This is a genomic window from Virgibacillus pantothenticus (genome assembly GCF_018075365.1).
GTDB lineage: Bacteria > Bacillota > Bacilli > Bacillales > Amphibacillaceae > Virgibacillus > Virgibacillus pantothenticus.
Window position 1 is genome coordinate 3,924,008 of the sequence record NZ_CP073011.1, and the last position, 17,174, is coordinate 3,941,181.

General features: G+C 38.4%; 12 protein-coding genes. 4 read left to right on the top strand and 8 right to left on the bottom strand.

Going from position 1 to position 17,174, the window contains the following annotated elements; genetic code table 11:
* Window positions 1-38 precede the first annotated feature (38 nt).
* The 3 genes from KBP50_RS18305 to KBP50_RS18315 are packed head-to-tail and all read right to left on the bottom strand — an operon-like array spanning window position 39 to window position 4,455.
* Window positions 39-2,240 (bottom strand): transglutaminase TgpA family protein, encoded by a 2,202-nt coding sequence (locus KBP50_RS18305; RefSeq protein ID WP_050351837.1) that lies wholly within the window; start codon window positions 2,238-2,240, stop codon window positions 39-41.
* Complete coding sequence (locus tag KBP50_RS18310) at window positions 2,237-3,496, bottom strand: DUF58 domain-containing protein (protein ID WP_050351838.1); 1,260 nt, start codon at window positions 3,494-3,496, stop codon at window positions 2,237-2,239. The genes KBP50_RS18305 and KBP50_RS18310 overlap by 4 nt, the downstream gene beginning before the upstream one ends.
* Window positions 3,496-4,455, bottom strand: coding sequence for an AAA family ATPase (locus KBP50_RS18315; RefSeq protein WP_175609432.1), 960 nt, complete (start codon window positions 4,453-4,455; stop codon window positions 3,496-3,498). The genes KBP50_RS18310 and KBP50_RS18315 overlap by 1 nt, the downstream gene beginning before the upstream one ends.
* Window positions 4,456-5,390: 935 nt before the next feature.
* On the opposite strand from KBP50_RS18315, the gene KBP50_RS18320 reads away from it, so the two are divergent.
* Window positions 5,391-6,365, top strand: coding sequence for a 2-hydroxyacid dehydrogenase (locus tag KBP50_RS18320; RefSeq protein WP_050351839.1), 975 nt, complete (start codon window positions 5,391-5,393; stop codon window positions 6,363-6,365).
* A 539-nt stretch (window positions 6,366-6,904) separates the two neighbouring features.
* Here KBP50_RS18320 and KBP50_RS18325 read toward each other — a convergent pair.
* The 5 genes from KBP50_RS18325 to KBP50_RS18345 form a co-directional block, all read right to left on the bottom strand.
* Entirely contained in the window at window positions 6,905-8,428 is a 1,524-nt protein-coding gene (locus tag KBP50_RS18325) for an AbgT family transporter (RefSeq protein ID WP_050351841.1), read from the bottom strand.
* A gap of 388 nt (window positions 8,429-8,816) precedes the next feature.
* Window positions 8,817-10,325, bottom strand: coding sequence for an amidase (locus KBP50_RS18330; RefSeq protein WP_050351842.1), 1,509 nt, complete (start codon window positions 10,323-10,325; stop codon window positions 8,817-8,819).
* Window positions 10,326-10,387: 62 nt separating this feature from the next.
* The gene (locus KBP50_RS18335; protein ID WP_169770797.1) at window positions 10,388-10,555 is read right to left on the bottom strand and encodes a hypothetical protein; all 168 of its coding nucleotides are present in this window, start codon (window positions 10,553-10,555) and stop codon (window positions 10,388-10,390) included.
* Between the two features lie 118 nt (window positions 10,556-10,673).
* Window positions 10,674-11,783, bottom strand: coding sequence for a GerAB/ArcD/ProY family transporter (locus KBP50_RS18340; RefSeq protein WP_050351843.1), 1,110 nt, complete (start codon window positions 11,781-11,783; stop codon window positions 10,674-10,676).
* Window positions 11,770-13,320, bottom strand: a complete 1,551-nt coding sequence (locus tag KBP50_RS18345) for a spore germination protein (RefSeq protein ID WP_050351844.1) — start codon at window positions 13,318-13,320, stop codon at window positions 11,770-11,772. The genes KBP50_RS18340 and KBP50_RS18345 overlap by 14 nt, the downstream gene beginning before the upstream one ends.
* A gap of 823 nt (window positions 13,321-14,143) precedes the next feature.
* On the opposite strand from KBP50_RS18345, the gene KBP50_RS18350 reads away from it, so the two are divergent.
* The 3 genes from KBP50_RS18350 (at window position 14,144) to KBP50_RS18360 (ending at window position 17,152) form a co-directional block, all read left to right on the top strand.
* Entirely contained in the window at window positions 14,144-15,148 is a 1,005-nt protein-coding gene (locus tag KBP50_RS18350; protein ID WP_050351845.1) for a DUF3231 family protein, read from the top strand.
* Between the two features lie 8 nt (window positions 15,149-15,156).
* Window positions 15,157-15,639 carry a hypothetical protein gene (locus tag KBP50_RS18355; protein WP_050351846.1) on the top strand — a complete coding sequence of 161 codons (483 nt, stop codon included), beginning with the start codon at window positions 15,157-15,159 and terminating at the stop codon, window positions 15,637-15,639.
* Window positions 15,640-16,126: 487 nt separating this feature from the next.
* Window positions 16,127-17,152: an ABC transporter ATP-binding protein gene (locus tag KBP50_RS18360; RefSeq protein WP_050351847.1), complete on the top strand. Its 1,026-nt coding sequence runs from the start codon at window positions 16,127-16,129 to the stop codon at window positions 17,150-17,152.
* Window positions 17,153-17,174: the final 22 nt, after the last annotated feature.

The window sequence follows — 17,174 nt, forward strand, 5'->3', positions numbered from 1 at the left end:
CATTATGTCCTTATTCTACATAACGGAACGAATCATGGTCAAGTCAATATTCGTTTAATTAAATTTTTCCATAATTGCGCCATTTCCGTTTTAGGAATAGATTTGTTGTCATCTCTATAAATAAGCCGTTCATAATGCTCCGTAAGCTTCTGCATATCAGTTGTCTCATACTTTTCATCAATTTTCAGCGCATACTCACGTAATGTCTCTCCTGGCTGCTTTGGTTCACCTTGCTTTTGCAATACTTTCATTAGAAAGTGGTATGCTTCCTGGTAATTTTTCACATGATTATCGGTTGTAAATTTACGGCCTACCCATTTCGACTGCAAACGTAACCGACTTCGATAAACCATAATAGCGATAATCAGCAGCAACAATATAGCTGCAATAATTCCCCACATCCAAACGTTGGTTGTAGTGCCTGATTTTGATTCAGCAGCTGGTACAACTTCAGATTCCTCTTCCTTCTTCTTATCAGGCGAAGCTTCTGCAGGCTGTTCGTCTTTATCTGTTTCCTGTTCCGATTGCTTTAAAGTATCCTGTTGCGTAGCTGTTCCATCCACAGGTGCAGTTTGAAAATCTGTTAAATTGGTAAATCCTTTCGTTGGTTCAAATGGAACCCAACCCGAACCCGGAAAATAGACTTCTACCCAAGAGTGCGCGTTGGAGTTTGTTATTTCATAGGTGTTTTTTTCATCACCCGTGCCTGCGTCGATCAATTCTCCACCAGTAAAGCCTTTTGCCCATCTTGCCGGAATATCCAATGCTCGCAGCATAACGACCATCGAAGTAGAAAAGTTATCACAGTAGCCTGCTTTGGATTCAAACAAAAATTGGTCTACATAATCTTGATCGCCCTCGGGCACTGGAACATCTGTTGTCTGATACGTAAAGTCAGTACTTGAAAAATAGCTTTCAATCGCTTTTGTCTTATCATACTGGGTCTCCTCGTTAGCAGTTATTTCCTCAGCTAATTCGACCACTCGGTCCGGTAACGAATCTGGAATCTGAGTGTATGCTTCTAAAGATTCCCCCGTACTTGAAGCTTCCCGTAAAGCTTCAATTTGGAAAGTAGGATACTCATAACCGACCGTGTAATCTTGTAATGTAATGGGCTCATTGCTGCTATCCATGACTTGAATAGCTTCTGATGTCGTATCAATATAAGCTTCCCCTTCACTTGCCTCTACATGGTTGAAGCCGTATGGATGTACGAGCTTATCTAACGCTTCGTCACCTTGAAATGCGATCGTTGCTTGTTTCCTATCGACATGGACATCTTCCTGAAACATCGGAGGGATTTTTGCTAGTTCGACAAATTTAGAGTCCTGACTCATTTCCCAGCCTTTTCCTGTATACACATCCTTCGTTTCCACACGCCAGTAATGCTCTTCCTCTACTTCAGCTTCAAATACTGGTGTATAGTCTTGGACAAATGAACCGCCCAATCTGCTATCATCTTCCCCATAGCCAACTTTTTGAATCGCTCCATTTCCTTCTCTAGAGAAACCAGCATTTTCAGCACTACTCTGAATGAAAGGCACCGGGTCTGGCCATTGGGGAGAAAACTTCGGTGCGGCTAACCCGACGGCTGAAGAAAACAATACAACCGCTATTAATGGAAGTAACCAAATGGCAGATTTCTTCACGAATGTAAAACGAAGTGCCTCTCTGTCCATTTCTCTCATAAAATGAGCTATTCCTAAGGCAAGAAAAGAAGTGATAAAGATCCTGATAATCGCAGTACTGCCGTCATAAACGGTAAATGTATCCAAAACGGTTAAATAAGCGATTGTCAATAAGATGAATAAAAAAACGCGTTTTCTTATAACAAACCAATAATGCAGCAAATAACTCATTAACCAGATTAAGATGAGAAACAGCATGCTACGAAATAAGGGTGTAAATTCATACCATGCTCTGTTGAATAAAGCTTGTACATTGACGATAGTATCCTGAATCAACTCTCCGAACCACAATGGATTAAAAAAGCCGATAGTAAAAAACAAACTATTTAACACGAACAGTAATGCAGATCCCTTCAAAAGAAAAGATAGCCACCATCGGATTTGTATAAAGGAAAGCAGAAAACAGAGCACACCATAAAGCATAAAAATACTTATACTTGTCGTATCCGTTATTTCCTGTAAAGGATAGAACCATTCCAGAAATAAAATAAATCCACAAATATAAAGGATTAACGTATAAAAAATAGATGGATGCTGTTTAGGTTTATTCATATTCGTTTCACCTCTAACGGCGTTTTCATCAACTCGTGCTCAGTCATTTCATAGATATCCACCCCAAAAGCTGACAATTGTCGAACGAGAGAAGCGGATTTTTTTTGCTGTTCCTCCGGTTGAACAAGTAAAACATGTATATGCTCCGTTCTCTGACGCAGTTTTTTTATCATCTCTACGAACGGTTTATCTACATTTCCTACAACAAATAGAAGAACGCCCCCATTCACCAGCTTATTCCAATAGCTTTGGATAGCTAGTGAAAACACACCTTTCTTATTTGGCTGCAGTTGCGTTAAATGTTCTTTCATTCGGTCAAATTCCCAAACACCATAAGTCGATGGATAAAAACTGCCACTTTTTCCGATAGTTAGTAATCCCGTTTCAATAGATTGCTTCCTCAGATAGGTAAGCAACGAGTAAGTAACTTCAACCATGCCTTCAAAAATAATCGGATTCAGTGAGTTACAAGCATCTAGCACAAGTAACATATTCGTGCCTTTTTCCTGTTCAAACTCTTTTGTCATAACGGTATTTTTCCTAGCTGTTTGCTTCCAGTCAATCCAGGAAAAGCGATCCCCTGGCATATATTCCCTTATCCCTGTTGCCACATTTGCATTCGTAAAACGAAGGGATGCAGTAAGCAAATTGCCTTCCTGTCGATTGGTGATTTGTCCTTCCAATAACCATGGACGTGCATTCGGATAAGTAACAAGTAAGTCACTTACAGCATAGTAATGCTCCTTTTTTACAAGCCCGAAAAAATCTCCTGTCCGTATTCGTACCGTCTGAAATTGATGTTCCCCTCGAGGAATTTGTTCCAATCGATACGTAAAAGAAAACGTACGCTTGAAGCCAGGGAGTAGCATTTTCTTCATTTGCCGTTTAACAACTAATCGTTCTGGCTGATTCATATATTGAAATTTTTCTACTTGATTATCTATTGTTTTTAATGAATCTGGCATAATATCTTCTAAAATGCAATAATATAACGGAAATGGAAAGCGCCGTTTAACCTCCAATTTCACCGTAATTGCCCCACTAGCATTGGATATATAATGAGATAAATGTCTACCAACCTTCCACTTTCCTATTGGATATATCAAGACAGCCACTTCATATATTAAAATAGGTAGAAAACTAAAAAACAAGAACCAACTAACAAACCCGCCCTGAAACATAGCATAGGAGAATAGCAGCAGAAAAGTAGTAACGAGAAATAAACAGCTTACTAACAAACGAAAGCGATATTTCATTAAATAAATTCCTTTCGTATTGGTATCTCAGTTTGCTCGATAATCATCGCTATGACATCATTTACCGTTTTTCCACTGTATTTTGCTTCTGAATGAAGAATAACTCGATGCGCCAATACATATGGAGCCAAATATTTTACATCATCCGGCAACACGTAGTCACGTCCTGAAATATAAGCATATGCTTTTGCAGCTTTCATTAAAGCAATCGACCCTCGTGGGCTGACACCTAAATAAACTTGAGGGTGATTTCTCGTACTCGTCACTAAATCAATAATATAATGCTGCACATTTTTATCCATGTACACTTGCTTCACTTCATCTTGAATCTGTTCTAACGCTTCTTTTGTCAACACAGATTCAATGGTCTCAATTGGATGATCATGGGAAGTTCGGGTAAGCATTTCCATCTCTTCTGCAAACGTTGGATATCCCATGTTTAACTTTAAAATAAATCGGTCTAATTGAGCTTCCGGCAATGGATATGTTCCTTCATATTCGATTGGATTTTGTGTAGCCATTACAAAAAATGGGCGAGCTAGAGGAATTGTTCTACCGTCAACAGTGACGTGGTTCTCTTCCATTGCTTCTAATAGGGCGGACTGGGTTTTTGGGGATGTGCGATTGATCTCATCTGCTAGAATAATGTTACCAAGAATTGGCCCACCTCGGAATTCAAACTCCAATGTTTTTGGATTATATATCGATACTCCTGTTACATCAGAAGGTAATAAATCTGGCGTAAATTGGATTCGTCGAAAATCACAATCTAAAGATTTAGCTAGTGTTTTCACGAGCATTGTCTTTCCCACACCAGGAACGTCTTCCAATAATACATGCCCTTGCGCTAGTAAAGCAACAAGACTTAAAACAGCTGCCTCTTCTTTTCCGATCATTACTTTATTTATATTTTGTAATACATTTTCAATTTTTACATTATATGCCATTGTGTTTTCCATGATAAGCCCCTCTCTAATATGAGTTAGAAATATATATTAATATTTGTTTTGTTGTTATTTTTTTAACCATTCTCCCTTATTTAACTATACTAAAAAAGTATTACAATCAAAAGAAAGAGATATTAATAGTTTCAAGATTCTTTACTCCACCTAATTTGCTTTACAGGTCCAATGTTTTAAGCGTTCTTAAGCACCATAGTTGAGAAAGCAAACTAAAAGCAAGATCTATATCTCGATTCAACCTCCCAGCATGGGAAAGACCTGAGACTACCAGTCATATTGGGATAGAGGATTTCTTCATTAACCGCCCCTCCGCTATTTATTGGAAGCAGAAGATAGTTTAGGAGGTTTTACGTAGAGTGGCGGGGATGATAGCATTTCTATGCGTGAAAAAATATCCCTTTGGCGTCTTAGCTCGAAAAACTTGTCCGCTGAGGCTCCATGTCAAATCGACTACGAATCTATCTTTTGGTTATGCTCCCAACATCAAATAGCGAGGATTCTTAACATCTAAATTTTTATCTATTTTTAGTATAACCATATACTAGTAGTTTATACGAAATATTGTAAGCTTGCAGGATTATCAACTATTTTTAAATAGAAAACTGAAGGAAACACAAACAATAACTACCAATTAAGGTGAACTTTAAATGCACAGGCGTTCGTTTATATCTATGGATGTTTAGTTAAGAAGAATTTGCACTATAACTTGAAGTTGGTTCTTCCAGTCTTGAAGATCCACTTGTTAACATGGAAGGTGAGATCTTATTGCCGATTGCATGGAGACAGCTTTTTTCTATAAATATATCGATTAGAAATTCCCCTAACTTCCTTCTTTATTGGGGCAATCTCTTACGTCTACGCGCTTGACTTAAAGATGTTAAATAGCTATCGTTGCAGTAACTATAAAAACTAACGAATAGGGGTTGTAGCTTATGAAAATACTTGCCTATCAACGGGTAGAAACTCCCGTTCTTACACAGCTAAAAGAGCAGCACGACGTTCGTTTTTTTAAAAATATCGACACCAATTCCGATCCGGCATTTCTTGATTTTCTATCACAAGCTGACGGAATTATTGGTCTAGATCTGCCAGTTAACCAAACACTATTAAACTGTGCCCCGCGTTTGAAAATTATTAGCAACGTGTCAGTAGGTTTTAATAATTTACCAATTGAAGAACTGAGCCGACGTCAGATTATGGCGACAAATACGCCGGGTGTTTTAACAGATACCGTTGCTGATATGGTGATGGGATTGATAATTTCTACGGCTAGAAGATTACCTGAATTGGATCGGTTTGTTAAAGACGGGAACTGGGAAGAGTCTTTAGATAGTACCTATTACGGAACAGATGTACATCATAAAACACTTGGAATTATTGGTATGGGGCGTATTGGGACTGCTATTGCCCAACGTGCTCATGCTGGTTTTCATATGGACATTGTATATCATAGTAGAACAAGAAAGCCTGAAGTTGAACAAAAGTTTCAAGCGACCTATGCAAGTCTTGATGAGCTATTAGCTGTCTCGGATTTTGTTTGTTTAATTACCCCGTTAACGAAAGAGACTGAATACATGATTGGAAGACGGGAATTTAAATTAATGAAGAAATCAGCTTTTTTCATCAACGCTTCTCGCGGAAAAACAGTCGTTGAACAAGATTTAATAGCAGCATTACAAAATAATACAATTGCCGGAGCGGGATTAGACGTATATGAACAAGAACCAATTGATCCTTCAAACCCACTGCTTCGTATGGACAATGTGGTTACATTACCGCATATAGGATCTTCCACTTATGAAACAGAATTGGCGATGTCACAATTGGCTGCTGAAAATTTACTTGCCGGCTTATCTGGAAAAAGACCAAAAAATCTCCTTAATCCAGAGGTGTGGGAACGTAAATAACAAAGTCAAGTAAAACTCCATAAAGTAAGAGTTTTCCTCCTTGAAATAGAGATTCAAAAGTCAAAGAACGCAGGGCAAGCATCCTTGAAGAAAAAATACTCTTCTCAACGTACGATGCGCTGCTTTCTTAGCTTGCCTTTCCTTGAAAAAGAAGTACTCTTTTTCTGCGTGCGGTGCGTCGCTTCCGTAGCTTTCCTTGGTCTTGAAATAGGAAGAACTCCTTTTCAGTGTTTGATGGGTCGCTTCCGTAGCTTGCCTTTCCTTGAAAAAGGAGTACTCGTTTTCGGCATACGGTACGCTGCTGATTTGGGGGAAAATTGTGAACTTCGGCGAAAAAGTTGTGAACTTCGAGCGACCTATCTGTGAACTCCGGCGATTTCTCAGTAAACTTCGGCGAATTTCTTGTAAACTCCGGCGAATTTCCATTTAAATCCAATTAATTCCTTACCTCTTTACCTAACAAATAACCTCGTCCCTTTTTATCAGGAAACGAGGTTATTTTAAGTATCACACATGCTTGTTCACTTTCATTGTCTTGATTATTCATATAAAATAGGTGCGCCAGGCCCTAGTTCAACGCCAAACAGCATCCAAACTATAAGCATGAGTGTCCAACCAACTAAGAAGAAAATAGAATAAGGGATCATCGTTGAAACGAGTGTACCAATTCCCATTTTCTTATCATACTTTTGTGCAAAGGCAATAATGATCGCAAAATACGTCATTAATGGAGAAATAATATTCGTTGATGAGTCGGCAATCCGATAAGCCATTTGCGTTAATTCTGGTGAATAGCCTAGCTGCATCATAATTGGAACGAATATTGGAGCCATCATTGCCCATTTCGCTGAAGCGCTTCCTATGAATATGTTAATAAATGCGGCAATAATGATAAACACAAGGACTAACGGGATCCCAGTTAAATTAATATTTTGTAAAAAGTCTGCTCCGTAAACACCTAACACTAATCCCATATTGGACTCATTAAAATAAGCTACAAACTGACCTGCCGTAAATGCAAGTACAATAAACATTCCCATTGAAGCCATTGTATCGGACAGTTGATAAGCGACATCTTTATCATTTTTAACAGCTTTCGTCACAATTCCATAAACAAGTCCTGGAATAAAGAACAGAATAGCAATAATAGGTACTAGGGAACTCATAAATGGAGACTCGATAATTGGTCGCTCTCCTGTTCCACGCATTGGAGCTCCTTCTGGAAGAACGAGCAGCGCCGCTAAAATAAGTGAAACAACAATGGAAACAACAGCCCAAACTAAACCTTTTTTCTCAAGACTCGTCAGCTTTTCGACTTTTTCTCGGTACTCCCCTTTGTATTCTCCTAACCTCGGTTCTACAATTCGTTCAGTTACCCATGCTCCGATAATCGTTAACAAAAATACGGAAGCAGCTATAAACCACCAGTTCATCGCAATACTCATGCCTTCTGCGTAAGCCGGATCTACAATGGCTGCACCAGCAATAGTAAGCTCCCCTAACAATGCGTCTGTTCCTGATAGTACCAAGTTCGCACTAAACCCTCCAGACACTCCTGCAAACGCAGCCGCTAGACCGGCTAAAGGGTGACGACCAACGGCAGCAAACAATAATGCGCCAAGTGGTGGCAATACTACGTAGCCAGCATCAGAAGCGACACTGGACATAATACCTGCAAACACCAGACCGATCGTAATAAATCGATTAGGAACAGCTAATACGAAGCCACGTAATATAGCACTGATTAATCCTGCCCGTTCAGCAATCCCAATCCCAAGCATGGTTAATAAAACCACGCCAAGTGGTGCGAATCCAATGAAGTTATCTGTCATACTAGAAAATATATAGTTAATTCCTTCTCCATTTAGTAGATTTTTTATCTCTACCATTTCTCCTTCTTCACCTGGGTGTTCAACACTAATTCCGAGCGGAGATAAGGCTGCCGACAATAGCAGCACCAATAGAGCTAATATTGCGAATAATGTAACGGGATGAGGTAGTTTATTCCCTACTACTTCAACCCCGTCCAACGAACGTTGAAATATTCCTTTCTTCTTCCCCATACTTTTTCTCCTTCCATTTGTAAGCAAAAGTACAATATTTCGAAAAATAAAATTACATTGCAAACGCATACTGTTTTTTATTATATATGTCTAATTCCTTCTTGAAAATAGAAAAACAATAAAAAACACTAATGTTATTTTTAGCAAGATTTAAAAAATTAATTTGAAATTAAACAATTTTAAGGAGTTAAACCGAGGTGGAAAGCTTTCAATCTAGCTAAAATTATAAAATGAAAATAAGATTTAAACCTATGGAGAAATAATTCTGTGAAGCTTCTCCATAGATTTATAAGAAAATCAGTTACTACCCTAAAAAATCAACAACTTTAGGTTAGACGATTACTTCCATACTTCAACACAGTATTAACCCTACGTTAAAATGATAGATTTAACGCGCATCAAAATATGGATTGCCCTGCATTCCTTGCCATAAATCTGATTGTTCTAATTGATAAGCTAATTGTAATAAACGATGCTCTTCTCCTTTATTAGCCATGACTTGCACCCCTAAAGGCAGTTGTTCATAAGTAAGGTGAAGTGGTAAAGACATTGCCGGCTGACCAGTTAAATTAGCTAGTTGCGTAAACGGGGTATAGGTTAAACTTGGAAGGAACATATCATAAATGACCTCTTGTTGTTCTTTTGCATTAGCTGCTTCCATCTGGTCTATCAGTCGCTTCTTTCCTTTTTCGTTCCAAGTTAATTCTCCAACTTTTGGCGCTACATAAGCAGTAGCAGGCGTAATATAGAAATCATATACTTTATGAAAATGAGCCATTTTCTCAGCAGCTTCATCCCAAGAAGCTAGACTGTGAGAAAATTCAGCCGCTGATACAGTTTGACCAGCACAATGCAACAACCATGTTTCGATTTCTACATCTTCGCTGGTAACCTTTCTTCCGATCATTTTTTCCAACTGCATCATTAACGTAGCAATTTCACCACTATTCATTAGATAATAATTTCGCATGAGTTCTTTCCCATCGATGTCAGGATCCCGTTCTTCTACAAAGCATCCTTGGCGTTCCAGCCATCGCACTGTCTTCAAGACTGCTTCCTTCGCATCATTGGACACAGGCGTACCAACAGGTGAGGTGACAGAATATGCAATACGTAGTTGCTCATGCGGTGTTTGGTACATCGTTTCTAGATAGCTTTCCAAATAGAGCGGGGCTTGAAATGCAGCTTCAGGTTGAGTTGTCTGTAAGACGTCTAGCATTGCTGCACTATCACGTACAGTTTTAGATAACACAAAGTCAATCGCCGCTCCATGCCATTGCCGTCCAACTCCTGGTCCCACTGGTGTTCTCCCTCTTGTCGGCTTTAGACCAAATAACCCAGTAAATGAAGCAGGGATGCGAATGGAGCCACCACCATCACTAGCGCCTGCCAACGGTACAATTCCAGCCGCAATAGCAGCTGCTGATCCACCGCTCGATCCACCTGGTGAATATTCCAGATTCCAAGGATTTCGTGTCGCCCCGTCTATTTCTGGTTCTGTAATGTTTTTCAATCCAAATTCCGGTGTATTCGTATGACCAATAAATTGAAAGCCAGCATCGCGAAAAGCACGTACAAAGTGAGAATCTTGCTTTGCTGTTGAAGCATGTTCCTTCAATAATTTGGAGCCTGAAGTTGTTCGCTCCCCCATTAATTGTTGCCCTGTATTTTTCAGCAAAACAGGTACACCATTAAATGGTCGGTCTCCTTCTATATACCTGTCTAATTCTTTGAGGGCCTTATCCATGCGCTCGGAAACGACTGCATTTAGACTGGGATTAATAGATTCAAGCTGTTCTAACGAAGCTTTTAGGAGTTCTTTTGGTGTTGTTTCCCCTTTTCTTATAAATTCAGCTAAGGCGGTGGCATCATAGTTTATATACTCACTAATTTTCACTGCTACACCTCATTATTCATTTTCTATCAGTGTAACACTACAAAACGTAAATTTCCAAGCGCCTATTTCCCATTTTGTTCATTTTCACCCTTCTCCTCTTTTTTCCATGGCGGATCACCATATTTATGAAATTTTTGATTTATTTTAAAAATGACCAATGGAATAATAAACGCAAGAGCTGTGTATATAAAAGTTTCTATACTAGGTAGAAAAGAAGGCCAGCCATTCATATTGAACACCCCTGTCATCAGTGTTTTGCTCCCGTTTAAAAATCCACTTTTTTAGCATCGGAAATCAAATGAAGAACCGTGCAGCTGCATGTTGTTCGCTATAATTGTAATTGCACGATTACCGCTGCTTAGCTTTACGTCTTTTTTTAAAGTAACTGATTAGCAAAAGAACAATTGTCACGCTTCCTGTTATAAAAACACCATACATACTAACAAAATCCCCAAACTTTTGTAGCGATAAAACATCTTGGGGCAACATCCCGATAAGGAATACAATTGGAGCAAGAATGTAAATAAGCAATTTTTTCTTCACCTTAAAGACACTTTCCAATGCATAAATAGAAGCATCGAAAGCCATTGTTACTGTATTAAAAATAGCCATGATCCAAATAACAAAAAAAATGGAGTCAAATCGTTCAAAAAAACCTCCTGGTATTTCAATTTCTTTGGCTAACTCAATAATTGGATAGTTCAAATTGCTCGTCCCTGTAAAACCGAATACACCGATACACATTAAATAAATGATAATATAAAATACAGGGACCATGGACATTCCAATCGAAGCTGATTTCGGTGCTTTTTTTGGTGTTCTTACTAATGTTGTATAAAATAACAACATAAACAAACCTGTAAATGCAAAGGCACTACTCTTTGTAGCCAAAACATACCCTTTCAGATCTGTTTTAAATACTGGTAAATAATTAATTGTATCAAACCAATTGATGGAAAATATGCCAACGAGAAATATAATAAATACAATAATTGGAAAAAACATCATATTTAAACGAAACAAGCCTACTCTTGACCCAGAAATCGCATAAATAACCACAAGTATAAAGGTTAATGCAATAACTTCTATTGGTGTACGATCGAATAAATACTCTTTCGCAATTTCAGATATAGTCCGAAGAACAAATCCGGAAATCAAGATGCCCTTTAAAGAAAGTAGAATTGTAATGATAATAGCAACTGGTTTCGTAACCAATGATCCAGCAAATTCGACAAATAGTTGATGCGGATACATCGAACAGAGCTTTGTAATAGCCCAAGCTAAACCAGTAAAAATGATACCTGCAATAAGAATACCGACCCATCCATCTGAACCAACTGTAGTTTCCGCAATTTTTTTTGGTAAGTTTAAAATTCCTACCCCAACCGTAATGGAAGGAATTGCAATCATTAATTCCTTATCACTAATCTTTGCATCAGCATACTCAAACTCCCGCATTCTTATCTCCTCTCATCGAACCTGAAACTTTATCATTTGGTTGTAAATGCTCAGGTCTGCTTGACAACATTGGTATTGGCATACGTAGCACCAGGTCCTTCCAATCTTTTATGAAAGTTGGTGCATATGGTGCTGAATAAGGTATACCAAAGCTTTTCAGGTTAACGATATGGATATTAACCATAATATAGACAAGGATAATCCCATATAACCCTAAAAATGCAGCCGCTACCATAAATCCAAACCGAATGAGTCGAAATGAAATAGCTACACTGTACATTGGAATCGTAAATGAAGCTACCGCAGTTAACGCAACAACGATAACCATGATCGGACTAACTACCCCTGCCGACACAGCAGCTTCACCAATTACCAAACCACCTACTATTCCAATTGTCTGACCAATTGTCTTTGGCAATCTGGCCCCTGCCTCACGTAATAATTCCATCGTAATTGCCATTAGTACAGCTTCGACAAAAGCTGGAAACGGAACTCCCTGTCTCGTAGCCGCTATTGAAAAAGCCAACTGGGAAGGGATCATACCCTGATGATATGAAACTAAAGCAATGTATAAAGCGGGTAAAAACATTGTAATAAACGCAGCAAAATAACGAAGTCCTCTAATTAACGTACCAATTAACCACCGTTCATAATAATCCTCTGGTGATTGAAAAGCACCTCCGATAGTGGACGGAGCAATTAGAACAAACGGGCTTCCATCCAAAATAATGACAAATTTCCCCTTTGTTAGGGCTGCTGCTGCTTTATCAGGTCGTTCACTATTATCCATTTGTGGAATTGGCGACAAAAAGCTATCTTCTATCCATTGTTCAATATAACCTGATTCTAATGCGGCGTCTGTATCAATCGACGCCAGCCTTCGGTTAACTTCGTCTAATATTTGTGGGTGAATAATTCCAGCAATATATGCTACAACTATTTTTTTCTTTGACCTTCTCCCAACATCATGTACTTTAAAATGTAAGTTGGGGTCACGGATGTGTCGCCTAATTAACATTATATTTGTACTTAAATTCTCCACAAATCCATCCCTTGGTCCACGAATCAATGATTCAGATACTGGCTCCTGTATTGCACGACTTTCCCACTTCTTTGTATCTAAAAGTAGAACACGATTGACTCCATCAAGTAAAAACACAGAACTCCCAGACAGTAATTCAAGCATTAGCTCGTCCATTGTCGCTACATTTTTAACCCCAGAAATACTGATTAGTTCCTCATGAATAAGAGCTATTAGATTATCGAGATTAGTTGGTAATTCCTGCTTCCGTTCAATTTCTCCCAAATTTTTCAACACGCTTTGTTCAATTTGAATGCTATTTGATAATCCATCTAAGTAGACAATGGCACATTTGTGATTCGCTAAACGAAGGTCTCTAATAACTAAATCCATTGGCGAATCTAGCATTTTTTTAATATTATCGATATTCTCTTTTAATGTTTTCGTTAAATTTGTATTAAAATTTTCACTCGTTCTGTTCTTTTGTTTTTTTCTTTTTATTACTCGCCGAGCCAAGCAAATCACATCCTACTAAAGCAAAGTTTATCCCGCATGTAACTAATAATAAGACCTTCACTTCTATGCTAAGAATTGTTCACGTATGGCATGGAAGGTTCAACTGCAAGTCAAATGTCCAATCCTGTTATTTCGTTCAGATGCCTTTAGTTATACCCTTGTTTTGCTAACAAAAGATTAGAAAAAATTGGCTTGTCGCCAAGTCTTATGGCGGAAGCCTTTGTTTTTCTTATACTATAAACCAAAAAAATCTTATACTTTCCTATAGTGGAACAAAGGCACAAGCGCCCGTTTAGCAACGTAGCGAATGGAACGAATCAACTAAAGATTTAGGAATCATGCCACTAAAACAGGGGGATGCCGGCGCCTGAGCGGCAAGCCCGTTTTTAGTTGGCCTTCCTCTTAGTGACGAACCGATGATGACTTACCGTAGGGCACATTTCTAAAGTCGCATCGTTGCTGGGCTCATGCGCTAGACGTGGCTATTCGGTTATTTCGTTATCCACAAGTACCTCATTTTATACTTTCTTACTTTTAAAGAAACTCTCCTTTTATTGAAGGGTCTCTTTACGCAGTCGTTTCTTTCACATATCGTCCCAGGTGCTTGCATTAGCCAGTTTCCGTATTGCTCCATATGGCTTCTTCATCTTCTTTTCCATGCTAAAGTTACACTATTTTTTGGACAAAAATAAATTGTCTTTCTTCTTTTGCCCGATATCCCTTTGTTTTATACAATCCTTGTCACATCTTTCTGTATAAGATTCTTTTTGTTGCTTAAACTATGATTGTGAAACCATCTGATATTTTGAAAGGAGTTTACTTCATGAAGCGTACCAATTCTGTCGCTCTTACTTCTTCTGATATTTCCCCATTATGGGATATGTATCAAAGTGAAACGATTATAAAATGGGGGATTGTATATTTTCTGCAGCATGTGGAAGACAATGCTATTCAACAATTATTAAAAGAAACGTTAACTCTTGTCGAGAAAAATCTTTCTCATATGGAGGACATTTTCCAAAAAGAAAGCTTTCAAATCCCTTTTGGTTTTACGGAAGAAGATGTCCATTTACAGGCTCCTCGATTATTCTCGGACATCCTTTATCTGGAATATATATACAATATGACTTTTTTTATGATGAGTATGTACAGCTTCGCTTTTTCAGTTGCTGACCATAAGGAAATCAGTGATTACTACGCCATTAATCTGAAAGCAGCGATAAAGCTAAATAAACAAGCAAAAGAACTAGAGAAAGAGAAGGGAATTTATATTCGCTCTCCACGCATACCTCGACAGGAAAAAGTAGCGTTTGTTCGCGACCAAAATTATCTTGCAGGGTGGTTTGGCGAACGCAGACCTTTACTCGGTATGGAAATTACAAATTTAGTGTTCCACTCAAAACGCAATGCCTTGGGACATGCTGTCATTACAGGATTTAGTCAGGTAGCTCAATCAAAAGAAGTAAGGAGATTCTTTGAAAAAGGCAGAGATATATCAGGAAAACATTTAGAAGTGTTTACTTCTATATTGCATGAGGACTTCTTATCAGATGGTGCCCTTTTAATGACTTCAGAAGTAACGGATATTAAAATCGCCCCTTTTTCGGACCGTTTAATGATAACTTTCGTTGCGAATCTAATTGCTTCCAGTATTGGACAATATGGTTTTTCTATATCTACAAGCCCCCGACATGATTTAAGTTTACAGTATTCTCGTTTAATGGCCGAAGTGGGAAAATATGCGAACGAAGGTCTGAAAATACTTATCCGTCATGGTTGGCTAGAACAACCCCCCATGGCTGCAAACCGCAACGATTTGGCGAAATAGGATACTCTATGGAAACAAACGTAGGCAAGAAAAGCAAAAAGTTGGAGGCTTTACTGTGGAGCATTGCGTTACCAGGCTTTGGTCAATTGTTGAATCATAAGTATATGAAGGGATTTTTGTTGATTACCTTAGAGTTTATTATTAACGTGATGGGTAATTTTAATCAAATCATTATCTATAGTTTTCAGCTTAAAATCGAAGAAGCCATTGAAGCAACCAATTATTCATGGTTAATGTTTTACCCGTGCTTATACTTTTTTGCTATTTGGGATGCGTACAAAGATGCAGGCGGAGGAGAAAAAGCCTTTTCCTACCTCCCACTTGTGTTTTCTGCCTACTTTGTAACCATTGGACTCATTTTCTCATCAAAGTTAAAACTATTTGGCTACTTCATTGGTCCGATGTGGCTTCCAATAATTTTTTTACCAATTGGGCTTAGTATAGGCGGGGTTATTCAATGGATCTTACTTAAAATATATACAAGTAAATGAAGAGGCTGGGACATAAGCAAATACTATATAGGAAAAGCCGAATAATCCATTTATCATTGTTCGGCTAATTTGCATTTAAAAATTTTATCACCGCTATGTCAAAATACTTCGCTTTCCGCAGGTCTCTTCAGCTTCCTCGTAAGCAAAAACCGCTTTCCTGTGGGATCTTCAGATCGCGCTGTTCCCACAGGGAGTCTACCTATTTTGACTACGCTAAAACTTGCGTATACACAATTGGCGATTTATGGTTCGTTTTTTTAATCAGCCGCTTTCGTTATGTCCCAGCCTCATTTATATATCATGTTTAACCGATGGTAGCAAGGTAATGGTACCAATTTCACCCCCTTAACACTAATTAAATAAATTGTATTTAAGCAATTTTTTTATTTTTCTTTTAAATAAGTATTGAAAAAATTCGTATTTATTATATAATTTATCTAGTCGACAATATTAAGATACAGACCTATTATACATAGAGGTGAAGTGAATGACTGGGAATCCATTATTAGAGGTAACAGGATTAAAGACCTATTTTTATTTAGAAGATAACCTTGTAGCTCGGGCAGTAGACGGTGTTGATTTCACAATAAACGAAGGAGAAACGTTAGCAATTGTTGGAGAGTCAGGCAGCGGGAAAAGTATCACTTCGCTCTCCATTATGCAGCTTGTTAATAGGCCTGGAAGAATTATTGAAGGAACGATTTCGCTTGAAGATGAGGATTTATTAAAAAAATCTAGTAAACAGATGACTAAAATACGCGGAAATGAAATAGCAATGATTTTTCAAGAGCCAATGACAGCCTTGAACCCAGTTTACACCATCGGAAACCAAATTATCGAAACAATCAAAAAGCACAAAAAGTTATCTAAGCAGGCTGCACGTGAAAGAGCCATTGAATTATTGAACATGGTCGGATTTCCACGAGCCAAAGAAATCATGGATGAATACCCACACCAATTATCCGGAGGCATGAGACAGCGAGCGATGATTGCTATGGCTATATCATGTGATCCAAAGCTGCTTATAGCTGATGAGCCTTCAACTGCCTTAGATGTAACCATTCAAGCACAAGTCTTAGATCTGCTTATGGAGATGAAAGAGCGTTTAAATATGTCGATTCTTTTAATTACGCACGACCTTGGAGTAGTAGCAGAATACGCTGATCGTGTTCTGGTGATGTATGGTGGTCAAATTGTTGAAGAAACAGAAGTCGAGTCCATATTCGAAGACACGAAGCATCCCTACACTATTGGCCTACTAAACAGTTTGCCAAGTCTAGACAAAGACGTCGAGCGATTAGGAGCCATAAAGGGTTCTGTGCCTCCAGCCCATAGTTTTCCTAAAGGGTGTCGTTTTGCCGACCGTTGCCCCCATGTCATGGACCAGTGCAGAGAATCGAATCCAGATTTGCTGTCCATAGTCCCAAATCACAAAGTACGCTGTTACCTTTATGAACAAGGAGGCCGCTCTAATGGCAATCGAACAAGAACAACGACTAACACAAAAATCTGAAAACAAACAAAATAATGAAACT

Coding starts and splice junctions, on each gene's coding strand:
- KBP50_RS18310 (WP_050351838.1), bottom strand. CDS start 3,496: ATGAAATATCGCTTTCGTTTGTTAGTAAGCTGTTTATTTCTCGTTACT.
- KBP50_RS18325 (WP_050351841.1), bottom strand. CDS start 8,428: ATGGGGAAGAAGAAAGGAATATTTCAACGTTCGTTGGACGGGGTTGAA.
- KBP50_RS18350 (WP_050351845.1), top strand. CDS start 14,144: ATGAAGCGTACCAATTCTGTCGCTCTTACTTCTTCTGATATTTCCCCA.
- KBP50_RS18315 (WP_175609432.1), bottom strand. CDS start 4,455: ATGGAAAACACAATGGCATATAATGTAAAAATTGAAAATGTATTACAA.
- KBP50_RS18355 (WP_050351846.1), top strand. CDS start 15,157: ATGGAAACAAACGTAGGCAAGAAAAGCAAAAAGTTGGAGGCTTTACTG.
- KBP50_RS18305 (WP_050351837.1), bottom strand. CDS start 2,240: ATGAATAAACCTAAACAGCATCCATCTATTTTTTATACGTTAATCCTT.
- KBP50_RS18340 (WP_050351843.1), bottom strand. CDS start 11,783: ATGCGGGAGTTTGAGTATGCTGATGCAAAGATTAGTGATAAGGAATTA.
- KBP50_RS18335 (WP_169770797.1), bottom strand. CDS start 10,555: ATGAATGGCTGGCCTTCTTTTCTACCTAGTATAGAAACTTTTATATAC.
- KBP50_RS18360 (WP_050351847.1), top strand. CDS start 16,127: ATGACTGGGAATCCATTATTAGAGGTAACAGGATTAAAGACCTATTTT.
- KBP50_RS18320 (WP_050351839.1), top strand. CDS start 5,391: ATGAAAATACTTGCCTATCAACGGGTAGAAACTCCCGTTCTTACACAG.